This window comes from Desulfobacula sp., from assembly GCF_021107415.1.
In genome coordinates this window covers 1-18130 of the sequence record NZ_JAIOSW010000143.1, presented here as the reverse complement: position 1 = coordinate 18130, position 18130 = coordinate 1, and the positions used below count along the sequence as shown (strand labels likewise).

20 protein-coding genes are annotated in these 18130 nt (G+C 39.8%); 9 read left to right on the top strand and 11 right to left on the bottom strand.

Annotated elements, in window-relative coordinates:
• Positions 1-12 precede the first annotated feature (12 nt).
• Positions 13-1659 carry a fatty acid--CoA ligase gene (locus K8S13_RS07575; protein WP_291461662.1) on the bottom strand — a complete coding sequence of 549 codons (1647 nt, stop codon included), beginning with the start codon at positions 1657-1659 and terminating at the stop codon, positions 13-15.
• 196 nt (positions 1660-1855) lie between these two features.
• Between K8S13_RS07575 and K8S13_RS07570 the strand changes: the two genes are divergently transcribed.
• The 4 genes from K8S13_RS07570 to K8S13_RS07555 are packed head-to-tail and all read left to right on the top strand — an operon-like array spanning position 1856 to position 4998.
• Positions 1856-2329: a MarR family winged helix-turn-helix transcriptional regulator gene (locus K8S13_RS07570; RefSeq protein ID WP_291461661.1), complete on the top strand. Its 474-nt coding sequence runs from the start codon at positions 1856-1858 to the stop codon at positions 2327-2329.
• Positions 2330-2340: 11 nt separating this feature from the next.
• On the top strand, positions 2341-4044 hold the full coding sequence (locus K8S13_RS07565; protein ID WP_291461660.1) for an acyl-CoA dehydrogenase family protein: 1704 nt from the start codon (positions 2341-2343) through the stop codon (positions 4042-4044).
• A 32-nt stretch (positions 4045-4076) separates the two neighbouring features.
• Entirely contained in the window at positions 4077-4436 is a 360-nt protein-coding gene (locus K8S13_RS07560) for an MTH938/NDUFAF3 family protein (protein WP_291461659.1), read from the top strand.
• 22 nt (positions 4437-4458) lie between these two features.
• Positions 4459-4998 carry an NUDIX domain-containing protein gene (locus K8S13_RS07555; protein ID WP_291461658.1) on the top strand — a complete coding sequence of 180 codons (540 nt, stop codon included), beginning with the start codon at positions 4459-4461 and terminating at the stop codon, positions 4996-4998.
• Here K8S13_RS07555 and K8S13_RS07550 read toward each other — a convergent pair.
• The 9 genes from K8S13_RS07550 to K8S13_RS07510 form a co-directional block, all read right to left on the bottom strand.
• On the bottom strand, positions 4988-5317 hold the full coding sequence (locus K8S13_RS07550; protein ID WP_291461657.1) for a type II toxin-antitoxin system RelE/ParE family toxin: 330 nt from the start codon (positions 5315-5317) through the stop codon (positions 4988-4990). The two genes, K8S13_RS07555 and K8S13_RS07550, sit on opposite strands and share 11 nt — an antisense overlap.
• Positions 5317-5595: a type II toxin-antitoxin system Phd/YefM family antitoxin gene (locus K8S13_RS07545; protein WP_291461656.1), complete on the bottom strand. Its 279-nt coding sequence runs from the start codon at positions 5593-5595 to the stop codon at positions 5317-5319. The genes K8S13_RS07550 and K8S13_RS07545 overlap by 1 nt, the downstream gene beginning before the upstream one ends.
• A 145-nt stretch (positions 5596-5740) precedes the next feature.
• Complete coding sequence (locus K8S13_RS07540; RefSeq protein ID WP_291461655.1) at positions 5741-5935, bottom strand: transposase; 195 nt, start codon at positions 5933-5935, stop codon at positions 5741-5743.
• Positions 5932-6183 carry a transposase gene (locus K8S13_RS07535; protein ID WP_291461679.1) on the bottom strand — a complete coding sequence of 84 codons (252 nt, stop codon included), beginning with the start codon at positions 6181-6183 and terminating at the stop codon, positions 5932-5934. The genes K8S13_RS07540 and K8S13_RS07535 overlap by 4 nt, the downstream gene beginning before the upstream one ends.
• 627 nt (positions 6184-6810) lie before the next feature.
• Positions 6811-7830, bottom strand: a complete 1020-nt coding sequence (locus K8S13_RS07530; RefSeq protein WP_291461654.1) for an ABC transporter ATP-binding protein — start codon at positions 7828-7830, stop codon at positions 6811-6813.
• A gap of 47 nt (positions 7831-7877) precedes the next feature.
• On the bottom strand, positions 7878-8960 hold the full coding sequence (locus tag K8S13_RS07525; RefSeq protein ID WP_291461653.1) for an ABC transporter ATP-binding protein: 1083 nt from the start codon (positions 8958-8960) through the stop codon (positions 7878-7880).
• 206 nt (positions 8961-9166) lie between these two features.
• On the bottom strand, positions 9167-10123 hold the full coding sequence (locus K8S13_RS07520; RefSeq protein WP_291461651.1) for a carbohydrate ABC transporter permease: 957 nt from the start codon (positions 10121-10123) through the stop codon (positions 9167-9169).
• 4 nt (positions 10124-10127) lie between these two features.
• Positions 10128-11069: a carbohydrate ABC transporter permease gene (locus K8S13_RS07515; RefSeq protein WP_291461650.1), complete on the bottom strand. Its 942-nt coding sequence runs from the start codon at positions 11067-11069 to the stop codon at positions 10128-10130.
• Positions 11070-11177: 108 nt separating this feature from the next.
• Positions 11178-12503, bottom strand: coding sequence for an extracellular solute-binding protein (locus K8S13_RS07510; RefSeq protein ID WP_291461649.1), 1326 nt, complete (start codon positions 12501-12503; stop codon positions 11178-11180).
• Positions 12504-12815: 312 nt separating this feature from the next.
• Between K8S13_RS07510 and K8S13_RS07505 the strand changes: the two genes are divergently transcribed.
• The 4 genes from K8S13_RS07505 to K8S13_RS07490 are packed head-to-tail and all read left to right on the top strand — an operon-like array spanning position 12816 to position 16040.
• Positions 12816-13814 carry a dihydroxyacetone kinase subunit DhaK gene (locus K8S13_RS07505; protein WP_291461648.1) on the top strand — a complete coding sequence of 333 codons (999 nt, stop codon included), beginning with the start codon at positions 12816-12818 and terminating at the stop codon, positions 13812-13814.
• Between the two features lie 7 nt (positions 13815-13821).
• Positions 13822-14463 carry a dihydroxyacetone kinase subunit DhaL gene (gene dhaL, locus K8S13_RS07500; RefSeq protein WP_291461647.1) on the top strand — a complete coding sequence of 214 codons (642 nt, stop codon included), beginning with the start codon at positions 13822-13824 and terminating at the stop codon, positions 14461-14463.
• A 46-nt stretch (positions 14464-14509) separates the two neighbouring features.
• Positions 14510-15556 carry a dihydroxyacetone kinase subunit DhaL gene (gene dhaL, locus K8S13_RS07495; protein ID WP_291461646.1) on the top strand — a complete coding sequence of 349 codons (1047 nt, stop codon included), beginning with the start codon at positions 14510-14512 and terminating at the stop codon, positions 15554-15556.
• 34 nt (positions 15557-15590) lie between these two features.
• The gene (locus K8S13_RS07490) at positions 15591-16040 is read left to right on the top strand and encodes a hypothetical protein (RefSeq protein ID WP_291461645.1); all 450 of its coding nucleotides are present in this window, start codon (positions 15591-15593) and stop codon (positions 16038-16040) included.
• A gap of 17 nt (positions 16041-16057) precedes the next feature.
• Here K8S13_RS07490 and K8S13_RS07485 read toward each other — a convergent pair whose 3' ends face one another.
• The gene (locus tag K8S13_RS07485) at positions 16058-17077 is read right to left on the bottom strand and encodes a dihydroxyacetone kinase subunit DhaK (protein WP_291461644.1); all 1020 of its coding nucleotides are present in this window, start codon (positions 17075-17077) and stop codon (positions 16058-16060) included.
• A gap of 171 nt (positions 17078-17248) precedes the next feature.
• On the opposite strand from K8S13_RS07485, the gene K8S13_RS07480 reads away from it, so the two are divergent.
• Positions 17249-18130: DEAD/DEAH box helicase (locus K8S13_RS07480; protein ID WP_291461643.1), on the top strand; the 882-nt coding region annotated here is incomplete at its 3' end.

Sequence of the window (18130 nt, the reverse complement as noted above, 5' to 3'; positions counted from 1 at the left end):
AAACAAAACAGATTATCTGTACGATTTTCTCAACTCTTTTTTATTGATCTTGCCCACACTTGTTTTAGCGATTTCTTCAACAATTTTGATTTCACCCGGGATTCCATATTTTGGAATAATGCCCTTTTCCACATACTGGACATAGAATTCTTTTAGTTCATCCGGTGTTACTTTATTTTCAAATTCTTTTTTTAACACAACAAAAACCAGAGGTCGTTCCCCCCATTTTTCATTTGGCAGGCCTATGGCCGCCGCTTCTGAAACCGCAGGATGCTGGCTGATGATATCTTCCAGTTCAAGTGACGACAGCCATTCTCCACCGGTTTTAATGACATCCTTTAGCCGGTCTGTTATCTGGAGATAGCCGTCCCTGTCAATAGAACCGATGTCTCCGGTATGAAGCCAGCCATCTTCCCAGAGTTCTTCGCTTTTATCAGGGGCCTTTATATAACCGAGTGTCAGCCAGGGGGACCTTACCACCACTTCTCCAGTATTTTTACCATCATGGGGAAGCGGTTTGCCTGAAGTATTGATGATTTCAAGATCAACCAGGGGGACGGGAAGTCCGGTGCGGCACCTGACATTTGTTTGATCATTCTTATCCCAGTCAAGCATGCGCTCCTTTAGATTTGCCACTGTCAGCAACGGACAGGTCTCCGACATGCCATAGGCACCATAAATATTAATATTATGGTCAAGTGCTGCCTTACAAAGCCCTTTTGACAGAGCAGCACCGCCAATGACAACCGTCCAGTTTGAAAGATCAATTTTATCTATGACCGGACTGTTCAACAGCATATGAATAATTGTGGGTACGCAATGGGAGAAGGTCACTTTTTCGTCAGCAATCAGTTTAAGGAGCATTTCAGGCTCGTATTTGCCGGGATATACCTGCTTGTTTCCCATCATGGTGAATAAATACGGCATTCCCCAGGCATGAACATGAAACATGGGGGTAAGCGGCATATACACATCTCCTGAATCCACAGAATAATGGGTTTTATAGGAACAAAGGGCTGACATTAACCCATAGGTATGCAATACGATCTGGCGATGGCTAAAATACACCCCCTTGGGAAGCCCCGTGGTACCCGTTGTATAAAAGCAGGTTGCCATGGCGTTTTCATCAAAATCAGAAAATTCATACTCATCAGAACATTTTTCAATCATTTTTTCGTATTCGTCATCAATGCTCAGACAGATTTCAAAAGCCGTACTTCCATCTGTCAAAAGGATAATTTTTTTAACGGTCTTAAGCTTATCCTTCACTGTTTCAAGTAACGGTAAAAAATCAGAATTTACCAGAATCACATCATCTTCAGCATGATTTATCGTATAAACAAGCTGTTCGGGAGTTAATCTGATATTGATGGTATGAAGCACTGCACCCATCATTGGAACGGCAAAAAAACATTCCAGGTATCGATGGCTGTCCCAGTCCATCACAGCAACGGTATTCCCCTGTTCAACCCCTATGTCGCCAAGGGCATTAGCAAGTTGTGCCACCCGTTTTGATAAAGTGACATAATCATATCGGACCTTATCCTTATAAATGATTTCCTGGCCGGGTGAATGGATTAAAGCCGGCTTTATCAATTGTTTGATTAATAAAGGGTATGGATAGGAACTTTGTGTCTGGGGAATTATTTTTACGGACATTTTTTCTCCTTTCAACAATTTTGCTGATTATAAATTTATCCTGCATAAATTTTTATGGCAAAACACTGAAGGATTCAATGGGGGAGAACCCTTATTAAGGGAGGGGGGAATCCCTTAGTAATCCGAAACGCAAACTTATTGAATTGACAAAATCAAATGCATGACATATATAGTTCGTATACGAAGGAGTTTAAAGATGACAAAATTACCAGATGATGTCCCGGATTGCATGGTATTTCTTTTAGCTAAAGCATACCAGAAAGCCCATGCAAATTTCAAAAAGCAATTGACCCCATATAGTTTAACAAATTTACAGCACCTGGTTCTGGAAGGTCTTTGGTACAAACAGGGAATGACCGCAGCTCAACTGGGCAAATTCCTGATTCTTGACAAGGCCACACTTTCCGGTGTCCTGGAACGGATGGTAAAGGCAGGATGGATTAAAAAAGAACCCAATAAAAATGACAAAAGACTGCTGTCCATCTACACATCCCAAAAGGCAGATGACCTGAAAGAAATTCTGATCAAAGAGCGGCAAAAAGCCAATGAAAAAATATTAAAAACCTTTTCCATAGAAGAAAAAATATTGTTCAAACGATTTTTAGCCGATGTCATCAACTCTGAACAAACAAGTTTGAGTACTAACCATATTATAAACCCGTCAGGTTAAAGGAAAAATTTATGACTTTATTAAACCCGAAAACTCAAAAATTTGAACACCTTGATCCGGAATCAAAAAAAATCATGAAAAAAACCATTAATTTTTTTGAAAGCCGGGGGAAAAAAAGATTGAAATCAGACTATCATGAGAAGGTATGGTATGGCGACTTTCTTGAGTTTTTAAAAGAAAACCAGATCTTTGCAACCCTGCTCACACCATCGAAGTATGCAATTGACAATGAAAATGCGCGGTGGGATACCAGAAGAATTTGTGATTTTAATGAAATCCTGGGATTTTACAATCTGTCTTACTGGTATACATGGCAGGTTTCTATTCTGGGCTTAGGCCCCATCTGGATGAGTTCCAATGAAGCCATTAAACATAAAACAGCACAATTATTAAAAGACGGCCATATTTTTGCCTTCGGCCTGTCGGAAAGAACACATGGTGCTGATCTTTATTCCTCGGATATGTCTTTAACTCCGCTTGGCAATGGACAATATGTGGCGGACGGCGGCAAATACTATATCGGCAATGCCAATATAGCCGGTATTGTCTCTACCTTTGGAAAAAACAGTGAAACCGATGAGTATGTCTTTTTTGCCGTAGATCCTGAGCATGAAAACTATGATCTTGTCCAGAATGTGGTTGAATGGGAATCCTACGTGGCTGAATATGCCTTAAACGGCTATCCCTTGATGGATAAAGACATTCTTTCAACAGGACAGGATGCCTGGGATTCTGCATTAAACACCATTAATGTGGGAAAATTCAACCTTGGCTGGGCATCCATCGGCATATGCACCCATGCATTTTATGAAGGGCTGAATCATGCTGCCAATAGGAATCTCTATGGTAAATGGGTTACGGATTTTCCCCACATCAAACAGATGTTTGTCGATGCATATACAAGACTTATGGCCATGAAACTGTTTTCCCAGCGTGCTTCCGACTACTTTAGGAGTGCTTCCAAGGATGACAGAAGATATCTTTTATACAATCCCATGGTTAAAATGAAGGTCCCCACCCAGGGTGAAACAGTGATAAACCTGATATGGGATGTAATTGCGGCAAAAGGATTTGAAAAAGATGCCTATTTTGAAATAGCGGCAACCGCTATTCGGGCCCTGCCCAAACTTGAGGGAACCGTACATGTAAACATGGCACTGATTATCAAATTCATGTCCAACTACTTTTTTAATCCTGGTGATTTTCCTGAACTCGGTCAAAGAGATGATGCGGCCTGTGATGAATTCCTGTTTAACCAGGGTCCGACAAAAGGTCTTGGAAAAATTCAATTTCATGATTTTAATATTGCATACAATAGTGTGGATCTGCCAAATGTTAATATTTTCAAGGAACAGATAAAGCTGTTACAGGAGATGCTCTTAAAGGCAACGCCTGATAAAAACCAGGCCAGGAACATGGACTTTCTTTTATATCTTGGTGAAATGTTCACCCTTGTGGCCTATGGTCAGCTGATCATTGAAAAATTCAATATGGACCGATTTGAAGAAGATCTGCTGGAACAAATCTTTGACTTTATGATCAGGGACTTTTCAGAATTTGCTTTAAACCTCTATTCAAAAACAGACACCTCGGATATCCAGATGGAATATTGCCGGAAAATCATAAAAAAACCAATTGTGAATAAAGAAAAATTCTTAAAAATCTGGGAACATCATGTTATTTTACTAAAGGATTCCTATGAAATGAATCCTTGATCATTGAATACCATTCGGGTATGGATGAATAGATGATGCCGATGCCTAACATAGATGCTTATCAGTTTGGAAGAATGATCATTAACGGTAAACCCTTTACCACTGATCTGATCATTCTTTCTTCAGGTATAGTCATTGACAACTGGATACGAAAAACCGGTCATTTTCTGGAATATAATGACATCAAAGCACTCATCAGCGCTGAACCTGAAGATATTATTATTGGAACCGGCGCATCAGGCCGGATGCAGGTGGACGAAAATTTGTTATCCCTATTCGATCGCTTGACCATTAATGTCGACATCGATTCAAATAAGCGGGCTGTAGAATTATACAATCAAAAAATAAAAATAAACCGGAAGGTCGGCGCTTGTTTCCACTTAACCTGCTGAACCAAATAGGAAAATAATTTTTTTGAAAAACCCGAACGACTATCTTTTTAAATATTGCCCTCAATGTGGAGGGAAAAGTCTTGTAATATCTGATGAAAAATCTTTTTTGTGCAGTTCCTGCAATTTTAAATTTTATTTAAATACGGCTGCCGCAGGGATTGCCCTGATTTTCAATAAAAAGGGTGAATTGCTGGTCACAAAACGCAGATATGATCCGGCAAAAGGAATGCTGGATTTTCCAGGCGGCTTTACCGACCCGGGAGAAACAATTGAAGCCTGTCTGATAAGAGAAATAAAAGAAGAACTCAACCTAAAAATTACCTCTCTTAAATATTTTTGTTCTGTCCCCAATACATACGTTTACAAAACTGTCACATACAGCATTATAGATTTTGCCTTTTTATGCAGTGTTGATGATTTTGATACCATAAAAGCCTCTGATGATGTTTCTGACTTTTATTTTATGGAACTTACCAACCTTGATATAAACCGTTTCGGGCTTGATTCTCCCAAAATAGTCATTGACCGGTTAAGGGAAGGTCCGATCTCAATTACAAATTAATCATTCTTTTTAAAAGAATATCTTCAACATTCTGCCGAGAATCTATTACTGATAATACAAATATTTTCCGATCCATTATCCTGTATAACAGGCGCCATGGTGGAATAACTAATTCTCGATATTGTAATATCCCTTGATCCTTAAGTTCCGGTACAATACGGCCTCTTTCCGGGAGGGTATATAGATTTGAAGCTTTATCCTTAATGGTTTTAAGAATTTTTAACGCAGCTTGAGGTCTGTCATTTGAAACATACTCAATGATTTCTTTTAAATCATTTTCAGCAACATGGGTCCAAATTACTTGATATTTTGGATTCATTAGAGCTTTTCTTTCAGCGAATTCTCAATGCCTTTGAAAACTTCCTCTTGAGCTTTAACATTACCACTTCGAACGTCATTTTCCCCTTGGGATAAAAGCTTTAACAAACCAATCGCATTGCGCATATTTTCATAACTTTCAGGATCCTGAAGAACTGCACGAGGTTCTCCGTTTTGAGTGATGATCACCGGACGGTGAGTTTCATTAATTTGATTTAACAAAACAGCGGCTTTTGATTTAAGATAAGTAACAGACTTTATGTCATTGGTAATATTCATTTTTAAATCCTCCAATCTTAATATGGTATCAAATTCGGACCGAAAATCAAGGCAAGTTTCTTATTTAGATCGCAACACAACTATAGAAAAAACAAAACCAAAAGCGTTTTATCAGTAGTCGCGCCCAAAAAGAGATCACAATTGTTTAATTTGATATTTGAGGTCCCTCAACAGGAGGAATATACTCTTTGCAGTCATCCTGTAAAAATTCTCTGATCAGTTTTATGTTTTTTGCTTTATATCGGGGAGAAAAAAAACCGAAATGCCGGATTTTCTTAAATCCTCTGGGTAAAACATGGAGCAGGAACCTGCGGATAAATTCTGTTGCCTCAAACCTCATTTCTTTTTTTTAATGATTTTTATCAGTCGGTTGAACCCGGCAGGTGTTTCATATTTTGCCGTCTCGCCGGGGAAGGTAAAATCACCGGCTTCATAGAATTGCCTGAGACCTTTGATGTAAATGATTTTGAATGCCTTTACCATTGACTGTGTCCTGAAAAGATAGTTCTTCTTGGACGGGGTCCAGGTCTCCCGGTCATTTGACAGCACGCCTCCGGGAACGAGGCAATGCAGATGGAAATGATCCAGAATGGTTTGGGTTCAGGTCATGGGGAAGCGTAAACACCAGATGAAAATAAGTTGCCGGTAATAGCTCGGATTGGGTAATCGTAGCAGGTGAGCCAGCTGACCTTTTCACCCGTTGATTTTTTTTTGTAAAAATCATTGATAGAAATTTTTTTTCTTGTCATGATACCCATTATAATTATGCCTTAAATTGCCTAATGCCAGACTTTCCATATTCATCTCTTTGGTGCTTACGCGACCAAATTATTTTCATTTTCATCAATCTCTACCAATATTTAAAAACCCTGTAAAAAAATAAGAAGATTGATTAACAGATGAAACCATGCACATAGTATTTTTTTATACATCAAGTTTGTTTTTGGTTAGATCAACGAAAGTATTTATTCAGAATACTGAAGATATTGGATGGAGTAATATTGAGTTTGGGTATGCCGAGGAGGTTGGGTGGGGATTGCAGGGAACGGTTGATTGCAATTCTGTACAGGCTCTTACCGAAAGTTGCGCGTTAAGACCGCCAAGTGTCTCACTCATACTGTCACAGAGGGCATGTGATTCGCAATCCGCACCCAACCGGATTACGGACTAAGGAAGTTGCATAATATTAGTTTTTATGATTTATCACAGTATAATCTATTGTTTGATTTGAATCCTTTGGAAATTTTTATCAAAAAACAGCATATTTTTTCTTGTGATATGAACTTTGACCGTATCATGAATTTTATGAAATTCATCCGGTCTGACAATCGCACGAATAATCTCACCATTGATACTCATTGATATGATCTTTTCAACTCCAAGATTTTGTATGGTTTCAATATGTGCTTGCATTTGTGCCGTTTCATCAATGGTTACATTTTCCGGACGAACGCCGATATATTTTACATTTTCAGGAATATCAATGTTTAAAAGATGCGACGGCATGATATTTATTTTGGGTGAACCCAGTCTGTCGGCAACATAAATGGAATTTGGCTGATTATATATAGTATCAGGCGTATCAAACTGAATCAGCTCACCTTCTTTTAAAATACCGATATGATCAGCCATTGTTGTCGCTTCAACATGATCATGTGTTACATAAAGAAGGGTTGCTTGAAGGTTGACCTGAATATTTTTCAGCTCGAGTCTTAATTCTTCTCTGAGTTTTGCATCAAGTGAAGACAGTGGTTCATCCATCAGGAAAATATTGGGTTCACGTACAAGCGCCCTGCCAATGGCAACACGCTGCATTTCTCCTCCTGATAAATGGGTGGATTTGTTTTTAAGTTTGTCCTCTATATGCAGAGTCGTTGCAATATCACGAACTTTTTTATCAATATCTTGTTTGTTCATTTTCCTGTAAGGCGAGCGTAAAGGAAAAGCCAGGTTATCATATACAGAATAATTGGGGTATAATGAATACTGTTGAAACACAAAAGCCACATCTCTTTGCGCGGGCTGCGATTTTGTACTGTCTTGTCCGTTAATAAAAATTTTGCCCTGATCAGCTGATTCTAAACCTGCTATCAGCCTCAGGGTTGTCGTTTTTCCGGCACCGGTCGGGCCCAGTAAAACTACAAACTCACCATGCTTAATCGTTAAGGATAAATCAGAAACTGCTAATGTTTGGTCAAATTTTTTTGTTATATTTTTTAGTTTTACTTCAGACATTTATATTTTTCTTAAATTTATTAAGTTATAGAAAATGATGTTAATAATCATAGTATAAACTGACTTTTCAAAGCAACCTCGGTCTCACCATTAAAAATAATGATATTATCAGGAAGGAAATGTAACCCGATAGTATCATTTATCATTAATTGAATATGACTTGAAGTTCTCACTTTCAGCCTTCCGACTTCAGTGTCTGCTGTAACTATCTGGTGCGCACCAAGGTATTCGACACCAAACACCTTACCTCTGACTTCTCCATCGTTCGTAATAACAATATTTTCAGGTCTGATTCCCAGATAATGACAGGTTGCTTTGCTGTCTTCATGGGTTTTAGGAATTTCAATCTTTCTATCGTTGATTTTAATTGATTTTTTCCCTTTCTGGATGACGGAATTGATTTTAATAAAATTCATAGCCGGGCTGCCGATAAATTTGCCGACAAACATGGTTTTTGGCTTGTTATAAATCGTTAAGGGATCATCTGCCTGGAGCACGATGCCTTTATTCATGATGCCGACCCTGTCTCCCATGGACATCGCTTCGATTTGATCGTGTGTGACATAAACTGTTGTGGCATTAATGTCATTGTGGAGTTTTCTTAATTCAAAACACATCATTTCCCTAAACTCAGCATCTAAAGCACCGAGAGGTTCATCCATTAAAAAAGCCTTGGGCCTTCTAATGATGGATCTTCCAAGTGCAACTCTTTGCCTGTCCCCGCCGGACAGACCAGATACCTTTAATTTCAGCAGATGCTCAAGGTGAAGCATTTTAGAAACCTCTATAACCTTATCCTTGATCTGTCTTTTTGAAACCCCTTGAATTTTTAAAGGGAAACCGATATTTTTTTCAACATTCATGTGGGGATAAAGTGCAAATAGCTGGAACACAAAGGCTATATCCCGTTGGGATGTCCGTAAAAAAGTGACGTCCTTATTGTCGAGAAAAATTTTACCGGTGGTGGGCAATTCCAAACCGGCTATCATCCGTAAAGTAGTTGTTTTCCCACATCCTGACGGACCCAATAATACAAAAAACTCACCATCTTTTATGGTAAGATTGGAATTGTTTACGGCTGTAAACTCACCAAATTTCTTATTCAAATCTTTTATTACAATCTCAGCCATAAGTCCTCATTACTATTTTGGGAAGTGACTAACAACAAGAAATGCGATTGTGCCGGTTAAAATAAATTTAAAGGAATGGGAGTACAAAAATATAGAAAAGGGTTGCATGAACATAAAAACTCCCAAACCAATAACCACAGAGGCAATGTTTTCCATTGGTCCTCGGCGGAACAATCTGTTGATCCATCCTTTTTTAGTATTTGTATTCACTTTCTCACTGCTCCAAATGTTATTCCTCTGAGTAAATGTTTTCTTAATACAATAGTAAAGATAATAACAGGTAACATGAATATTGTTGTAGCCGCTGCAATAGCTGGCCAGTCAAGCCCGCCCTCTCCGATAATTGTCGGTATAAAGGGGGGAAGTGTTTGTGCTTCTCTAAAGGTTAGCAAAATAGCAAATGCATATTCGTTCCATGAAAAAATCAAACAAAAAATGGCGGTTGCTGCAATACCGGTTGCTGCCTGGGGTAAAATGATTTTGAAAAAAGCACTTAACCTTGAATACCCGTCAACCAGGGCGGCTTCTTCGTATTCCTTTGGGATTTCATCCATAAAGCCTTTTAATAACCAGACTGAAAGACTTAAGTTAACAACGGTATATAAAATAATCATTCCAAGGTGTGTATCATTCAAGCCCAATTTTCGGTACATCAAAAAGATTGGTACGGCAGCTGCAATGGGAGGAAACATACGTGTCGAAAGAATAAAAAACAACAGGTCGTCTTTCAGTGGTATCTTAAAACGAGAAAATGCATACGCGGCAAAAGTCCCTAAAAATACAGAAAAAAAGGTAGCACCAAAGCCGATGATCAGGGAGTTTGTAAATCGATGGAAAAATCTGGATTGCCCGGTGATAACCATTTGACGTTTGCGGACAATTTTTTCATACCAGGCCTTTGGGGGAGGCAGCGAGTCAAGATACTCTTTAGATTGCCGGGTTCTGTTGGTAGCAAGGTTGACAATTCCTTCCAGCGACGGTTTAAAAATAACCTTTGGAGGATATGTAATGGCGTCGGTTGTGCTTTTGAATGCAGTTGCTACAATCAACAGCATGGGTATTAAAGCAATAGTTGCATATACAATAACGATAATCGCTGCAATTTTTTTACTGAGCGAAGAAGCTTCCAGCGGTGATCTGGATGTATCCGGATGGGTAGACATTTTACTACTTCTCTTTCAATTTGTTCAAAAATTTCACATAAATATTTCCAGCCCCGAAGATAGTTACAAAAAGTATGACTGCAAACGCGGAGCTGTAACCCGTTCTCCATTTTTCAAATGCCGCTCTCTTAAGGTGAATAGATGCAAGTTCCGTGATTGAGCCAGGCCCTCCGCCAGTCAACTCATTGACCATATCAAACATCTTGAAATTTTCGATTCCCCTGAATAAAACCGCCAGCATCAAAAAAGGCAAAACAGAGGGTAAGGTGATATGAATAAACTGCTGCCATTTGCTGGCTCTATCAACTTCTGCTGCTTCATAAAGATAATCCGGTATTGACCGCAACCCCGCCAGGCACATCAACATGACAAAAGGTGTCCACATCCATGTATCCACTATGACGATACTCCATGGAGCAAGAATAAAATCCCCGATCATGGTGAACTCACCAAAATCTTTAAAAAAATTAACAATATAGTTAAAAATACCGGTCTGCGGCTGATAGATATAGGTCCAAAAAACCCCCACAACTGCCGGAGACAGCATCATGGGCAATACAACCACAGTTGTCATCAACTCATGCCCTTTGAATTTTCTGTTTAACAGCAGGGCCAGAGATAACCCTAATAAAGCTTGCAATACTATAGTCCATAGCAGGAAATGCGCTGTGACCTGCATGTTTGCCCAGACATCTTCACTTAAAAGGATTTTCTTATACCACTTGGTTCCCACCCATTCGATGGGTACACCGGGACGATTTGCCTTAAAATTGGTAAAAGACAGGTAAATCGACCAGATCAAAGGATAGATATTGATGAATATCAGGAGAATAAGGGTAGGTAATGTAAACAGCCACGCGATAGAACGATCGGACATGTTCAGGATTTTTTTATTTATTTGATTAACCATAATACCAATAAGATTAACTTTCTTGATGGATTTCATATATCAAATCAGGACTTTGGAATCAAGAAGCCCAGGCTTGTTTTGCCCGGCTTCTTGATTTTTTAATACCTGTTCGATATTTTGCGGGTCAAAGAAGAATTAAATCAATTACAGCTTACCTTCTTCTTCAAAAACTTCTTTCCAGTCTTTTATCAACAAATCAAGCGCCTGTTTAGCAGTCCCTTTACCGCCAACCACATAGTCATGAACACGTTTTTGCATCGGGAGCATCAATTCCACGAAAAACGGCTCCTGCCAAAAGTCATTAACTTTTTGCATGGAATCGAGAAAGCCCTGGGCATATGGCTGTGAGTTAACAAAATCCGGATCGTTAAGTACTGCTTTGTGACAGGAATATCCACCTAACTTCCACCATTTTTTCTGTACTTCAGGACTGGCAAACCATTTCATATACTCAAGCGCCAGATCCTTTTTATCAGAATAGGAAACAACCGACATACCCTGTCCACCCAGTGTGGCTCCGGAGGTCAGCTGATCAGGATTGGAAAAAAATCCGGTTTTACCAAACCCTACATTTTCAGACTTGTTAATTCCCGGAAAAAATGCATACCAGTTCATTTGCATGGCAACCTGACCGGAATCATATGCATCCAGATCTGCAACCATGTAGGCATCAGAATGCCCAGGAGGTGTACAGCATTGGTAAAGTTCTTTATAGAATTCCAAGGCTTCCACAGCCTGGGGACTATTAACGTATCCTTCCATATGATACGGTTTTTTAGGATGCTCATATTTAAATCCCCATGCGTACATGGCTGAAGTAACGCCCATGGTAATTCCTTCTGACCCTCTCTCTGTAAAGATTGCAGCACCGAATCTTTTCTTACCGTCGATAACACGCCCCTGGAAAAACTTGGCAATATCCATTAGCTCTGTCCATGTTCCCGGAGGACCTATCTCATATCCATACTTTTCTTTGAAAGCCTTTTTGATTTCCGGCTTGTTGAACCAGTCTTTCCTGTAAACCCATGCATTGGCATCACCAAAAGCCGGTAAGGCATAATAATTTGGCGTTCCCTTGGGCCAGGTTGAATAGCCATATACGGTGGGTGCCAGAAAATCGTTCATGTCGATGCCTTCTTTGTCGAAGAAATCGTTCAGCTTCACATAATGACCATAAACAGCTCCACCTCCAATCCACTGACTGTCACCAATCAAAATATCAAAGGTTTTTCCACCCTGATTTAATTCATTCAGCATTCTGTCGGCAAAATTAGTCCAGGGTACAAACTCAAACTGAACTTTGATCCCTGTTTTTTTTGTAAAATCTTTTGATAACTCAACCAATGCATTAGCCGGATCCCAGGCCGCCCATCCCAGGGTAATAAATTTTTCCTTGGCGATTGCAGGGCTGGAAATTCCAACAATGATTAACAAAGCAAATACCAAAAAACTTCTCATTAAAACTTTCATGTTTAACCTCCTTTTTTTGGGATTGATCATTCAAACAAATAAGTTTAGTTCAGTAATCTGTAAACTAAACTAAATTTATTGTCAATATTTTTTTAAAGCAATTTTGATTTTAATTTGAATTAAAGCTAATACTTTAAAATCCCTATCAATAGTGGTCATGCTCTGTAATAATATTAATTATAAATTTATTGTTTGCATATCTGTTTATTTTCATATAAAAAATAATTTAGTTAAGTTTATATAAATGAAGGTCATAAAAATAAAGTGGAACCATTAAAAAAAAAATTAACAATTATACAGGGAGGCTTTATTATGATTAAAAAAATTATAAATAATCCCAGGCAGGTCGTGCCTGAAGCTCTCGAAGGCTTGGTTGAAGCAAGTCATGGTCAGCTGAAGAAATTGGATGGGGTAAATGTAATCGTCAAAGAACAAATGGTGCCGGGCAAAGTAGGACTTGTTGTGGGAGGTGGCAGCGGACATGAACCGGTTTCAGCCGGTTTTGTCGGTGAAAATCTTGCCGATGGCGCTGCCTGCGGTCATGTCTTTGCCTCACCGACCCCGGATACGATTTTAAAAACGATCAAAGCCACAGATACCGGAGCAGGGGTTGTGAACCTGGTTTTAAATTATGCGGGTGATAATCTAAATTTTGAGATAGCCTCGGAAATGGCGGCTGCTGAAAATATTAAAACTCGTTCTGTGCAGATCTGGGATGATGTGGCATCCGCCCCTATAGAAAAGATAGACGACCGTCGAGGCATTGCAGGGTATGTCTTTGCCATAAAAATTGTTGGTGGTGTCTGTAGTGAAACAAGTGATCTGGATGAAATTGAACGTATTGCCATAAAAACCAGAGACAATATACGGTCTATGGGAGTCGCAGTTTCAGCGGGTTCAATTCCTGAATCAGGCGAACCTACCTTCGTGTTGGGTGATGATGAAATCGAAATCGGCATGGGAATTCATGGTGAACCTGGAGTATTGCGTAAAAAATTATTGCCTGCGGATGCATTGGTTGAAGAAATGATGGAAAAAATTCTGTCGGATCTGCCGTTTAAAAGAAATGACAGGGTGTGTTTACTGGTAAACAATTTAGGTGGCACAACATTAATGGAGATTTTGATTATTAATCGTAAAGTTCGTCAGATTTTGAAAGAAAAAGAGATTGAAGTATATGACACACTTGCAGGAACTTATTGCACCTCTCTTGAGATGGCTGGCTTTTCCATCAGTCTTATGAGATTGGACGATGAACTTGAGAAATACTATAACCTGCCGGTTCAATCGGTTGCATTAACAAGGAGATAAAAGCACAATGAAAAGAGCACATCTGAGTCTCCATGAAACCAAAAAGATGTTCTTGTTCTTATCTGAAAAAATGATTGCAAGTAAGGATATATTAACCCAGGCAGACAAGGTGATTGGTGATGGTGACCATGGGATTGGCATGGCAATAGGTTTTGAAACGGTTCAAAAGGAACTTACAGACAAGGAATTTCAGTCCTTGGGCGCTTTGATGAAGACAATTGGATTTGCTTTGATGAATTCCATTGGTGGTGCTTCAGGAGCTATTTTCGGGACCCTTTTCCTGGGTGCTGCTTCAAAAACCCAAGACCAGAAAATACTTGATGCAAAAGCGCTCTCTCTCATCCTGATCAATGGGCTAGAATCCGTTAAAAAACGCGGCAAGGCTAAACCGGGAGATAAAACAATGGTAGATGCACTGGAACCTGCGGCACTTGTATCTGAAACCACAAGCCAATTGTCTTTAGAAGAAGCACTGTTAGCAGTTATTGGAGCGGCAAAAGAGGGAATGGAAAGCACCAAAGAGATGGTTGCAACCATAGGAAGGGCTAAATCACTGGGGGAACGGTCATTGGGTCATCCGGATCCGGGAGCGATTTCAATCCACCTGATATTTACTTTTATGCTGGAATATGTTGTACTAGTTGATTAAGCAAAAAGGAGAATGGTTAATATAATAATTATTCAGGAAGGTACAAGTGATTGCACAACTGATGATAAAAATTATTGATTCGGTAGCAGGTTCCATCATAGCAAACAGTGAGCTGTTATCTGATTTGGACAGAGCCATTGGTGATGGCGATCATGGCATCAATATGGAACGCGGCTTAAATGCAGTTCTCAACATACGCGAAGAACTCTCCGTCCTTTCCTTTTCAAAAGCATTACAGAAAATAGGAACCACGTTGGTCATGCGTATTGGCGGTGCTTCAGGACCACTTTACGGGTCTTTATTTATAGCAACTGGCAAGGCAAGTGAAGGAGCCATCCTTGATATCGCCGGCATTGCTCATGTTATTTCAGAAGGTGTCTCTGCAGTTAAGAAAAGAGGCAAATCTGATATGGGTGAAAAAACAATGCTGGATGTATTGATCCCTGTTTCTAATGCCTTGAACCTGGCTGCTTCAAAAAATACAGATCTTAAACAAACTTTAGAAATGTTAAGAGCTGCTGCTGATAAGGGCTTGGACTCTACTCTTAACATAGTTGCTACCAAAGGCAGGGCATCTTTTTTGGGGAAGCGCTCCATTGGGCACCTTGATCCGGGTGCTAAATCAAGCCAACTTCTGGTGCGGGCGGTTTGTGATAGTATTGAAAAACAGATGACCCAATTGCAAATGCAGACAAAGCAATCTTCAGCTGGTTGTGTGGGAATTGTAATTGTTTCCCATTCAACCGATGTTGCGAAAGGCATAGTTGATATGGTTCGACAGATGGTGGGAGATGAAGTGCCGGTATCCTGCTGTGGTGGTAATTCGGAAGGGGGCTTAGGTACAGATGTTGCTTCTATTAAAACCGCCATTGAACAGGTCTGGAATTCAGCCGGTGTTGCAGTTTTGGTTGATCTTGGGGGTGCTGAAACCAATACGGAAATGGCAATTGAAATGCTTCATGAAGAAAAACAGTCCAATGTAATAATCTGCAATGCTCCGATTGTGGAAGGTGCTGTTATGGCTGCCACAGAATCTGCCGGCGGGGGATCTTTGGAAGAAGTTCGCGCAACAGCTGAACTGATGTCCTTATAAATAATATGGCTATAGTGCAATACAGAGGTAAATAATGAATAAAATTATTGTCGAGCTGTCAAGCGCTCAGCCTAAAGAAGAAATGGTGTCTGCATACAAATCCTTATTGCAGGAGTATATCAATCGCCGTCCATCGGGAACACGTCTAAAAATAGCCAAAGTATTAAACAAAAATAAAAGTTTTGTATCTCAAATTACCAATCCGTCTTATTCCATACCGGTGCCGGCTGTTCATCTGGAAAAAATTTTTAATTTATGTCGATTTTCAACCAAAGAGAGGGAAACCTTTTTAAAAGTTTATGCTTTAGCCCATCCTAACTACCAGTACCGAATGGAAATACAGGAGTCATCAAAAGGGAGGGTTCAAGGTCAATTAATCATTAAAACGCCTTTATTGAAAAATTCAGAAAAACAGAATAAAATAGAAAATATGATTAAAGATTACGCTCGACAATTGTTTGAACTTGTCCTCGCAGAGAAGTAATTTTTGGTTTTGCATTTCTAATATCCCCAACACAGAGAGGCTGTATGTACAGGAGCATCCCAGAGATGAAGCAGTTCATCATCGAAAATGGTAACAGTAATCGAACATCCTTTCATTTCAAGAGATGTTGTATAGTTTCCCACAAAAGAGCGGGCAATAAGAAGTCCTCTTTTTTCCAGCAGGTTAAAAGCTGCCTGATAAACAACATGAAGCTCGATTAAGGGAGTGCCCCCAAAACCATTCACATGGAGCAGAACAGGGACGCCGGGATGTATTGGTAAATCAATACAGATTGCTTCTATGAGTTCATGAACCAGATCATCGGCCCTCATTTGTCTTATACGTTTACGACCCGGTTCACCATGAATGCCAACACCCATTTCCACTTCATTATCAGCCAGGTTAAAGGTGGACTTACTTGCTGCCGGAATCCTGCAGCCTGTCAGCGCCATACCCATGGTTCGCGTCACACGGTTAACTCGTTTGCCAAGCTGTTTGCAGGAATATAGATCCGCGCCAGCCTGTGCAGCAGCACCCACTATTTTTTCAATTATAACAGTGCCGGCCAGTCCCCTGCGGATGATTGTCTGATCCAAATCAGGGGGTAGTGCCTCATCGCAGACAATAAGGGTAGAATGTTCTATATCCAATAGCTCTGAGGCGATTTCGAAATTCATGCGGTCACCATCGTAATTCTTAATAATAAAAAGCACTCCGGCACCACCATCAACCTTTTTTACGGCAGCTAATATCTGATCAGGGGTTGGAGATGAAAATATTTCACCTGGACACGCAGCATGCAGCATACCATAACCAACATATCCAATATGAAGCGGTTCATGGCCTGATCCGCCACCAGATACAAGAGCCACTTTCCCATGAAGTGGTGCATCTTTTCTATTGATATATAATGGATTTTCATGAACATCAATCAAACTGAAATTGGCTCTTCCAAATCCGTTGATGCTTTCAATTAGCAATGTGTCGGCACTATTTATGATTTTTTTCAACATTATTTCAGATATCTTGTTTTTCATGTTTAGCCTTGACTTTTATTCCTGATTTCAATATTTGAATAAAAACCAGCCGATCATTCGGTGGGGCTACTAACTAGTTTTTAGGTAACATATGTCACAACCAAATGCAACACTTGCAGCAACCACCCGGATGTCCTCAATAATAGGAACTCACTTTTTGTCAATAGAAGTATGAAAAATAGATTTTATCCTTCAAAAAAATACTATAAAACACCCAGAAACCATCCAGGTATAAAACCGATGAAGCCGGGCTCTGACAAGTCTTTAAGGCATGTGTTTAGAAAAATAGGTGTCCCTGAAGAAACCCGGTTTAAGCCTGATCCGTTTCAGATCCAAGCGATTGAAGCCATAAAAAAATCAGACTGCCTGGTCACAGCACCTACAGGCAGCGGAAAGACCTGGATTGCTGAACAAGTCGCTCAAAAAGTGATGCAAAAAAAAGGAAAGGTATGGTATGCAACTCCTTTAAAGGCTTTAACCAATTCTATCCATGCCCAGTTTTCAAAACTTTTCGGCAAAGAAAACGTCGGTATTCTTACGGGCGATATTAAAGAAAACCCGGATGCCACAATTATTATCGGTACCACGGAAATTTTAAGAAATCAGCTGTATGATGCCATGTATACAGGTGTTAATTTAACCTGCGACCTGATTATCCTGGATGAAGCCCATTTTCTTGGAGACGAGCAGCGAGGTGTTGTCTGGGAAGAAATTATGATCTACCTGCCGGTTCGAATTCCCCTGCTTTTACTTTCTGCAACAATTGGAAACCCGTTTCAGATTGCAAAATGGCTTGAATCCATCAGGGGGAAAAAATGTCATATCATAGAAGAACATGATCGCCCGGTCCCCCTCTTCCCTCTTTTTATGCACCCTTCCGGAACCCTTTTCCCTTTGATGCAAAAAAAGGGTTCTGGTAAAAAACAAATGCTTTATAAAAAAGTATTTAAATTTAACAATACGAAAAAAAGCCCAAGGATGGCACCTGTTGGAAAACTTCCTCCATTTGCTGACATCCTGAATATCCTGGATAAATATCATTTGCTGCCGGCT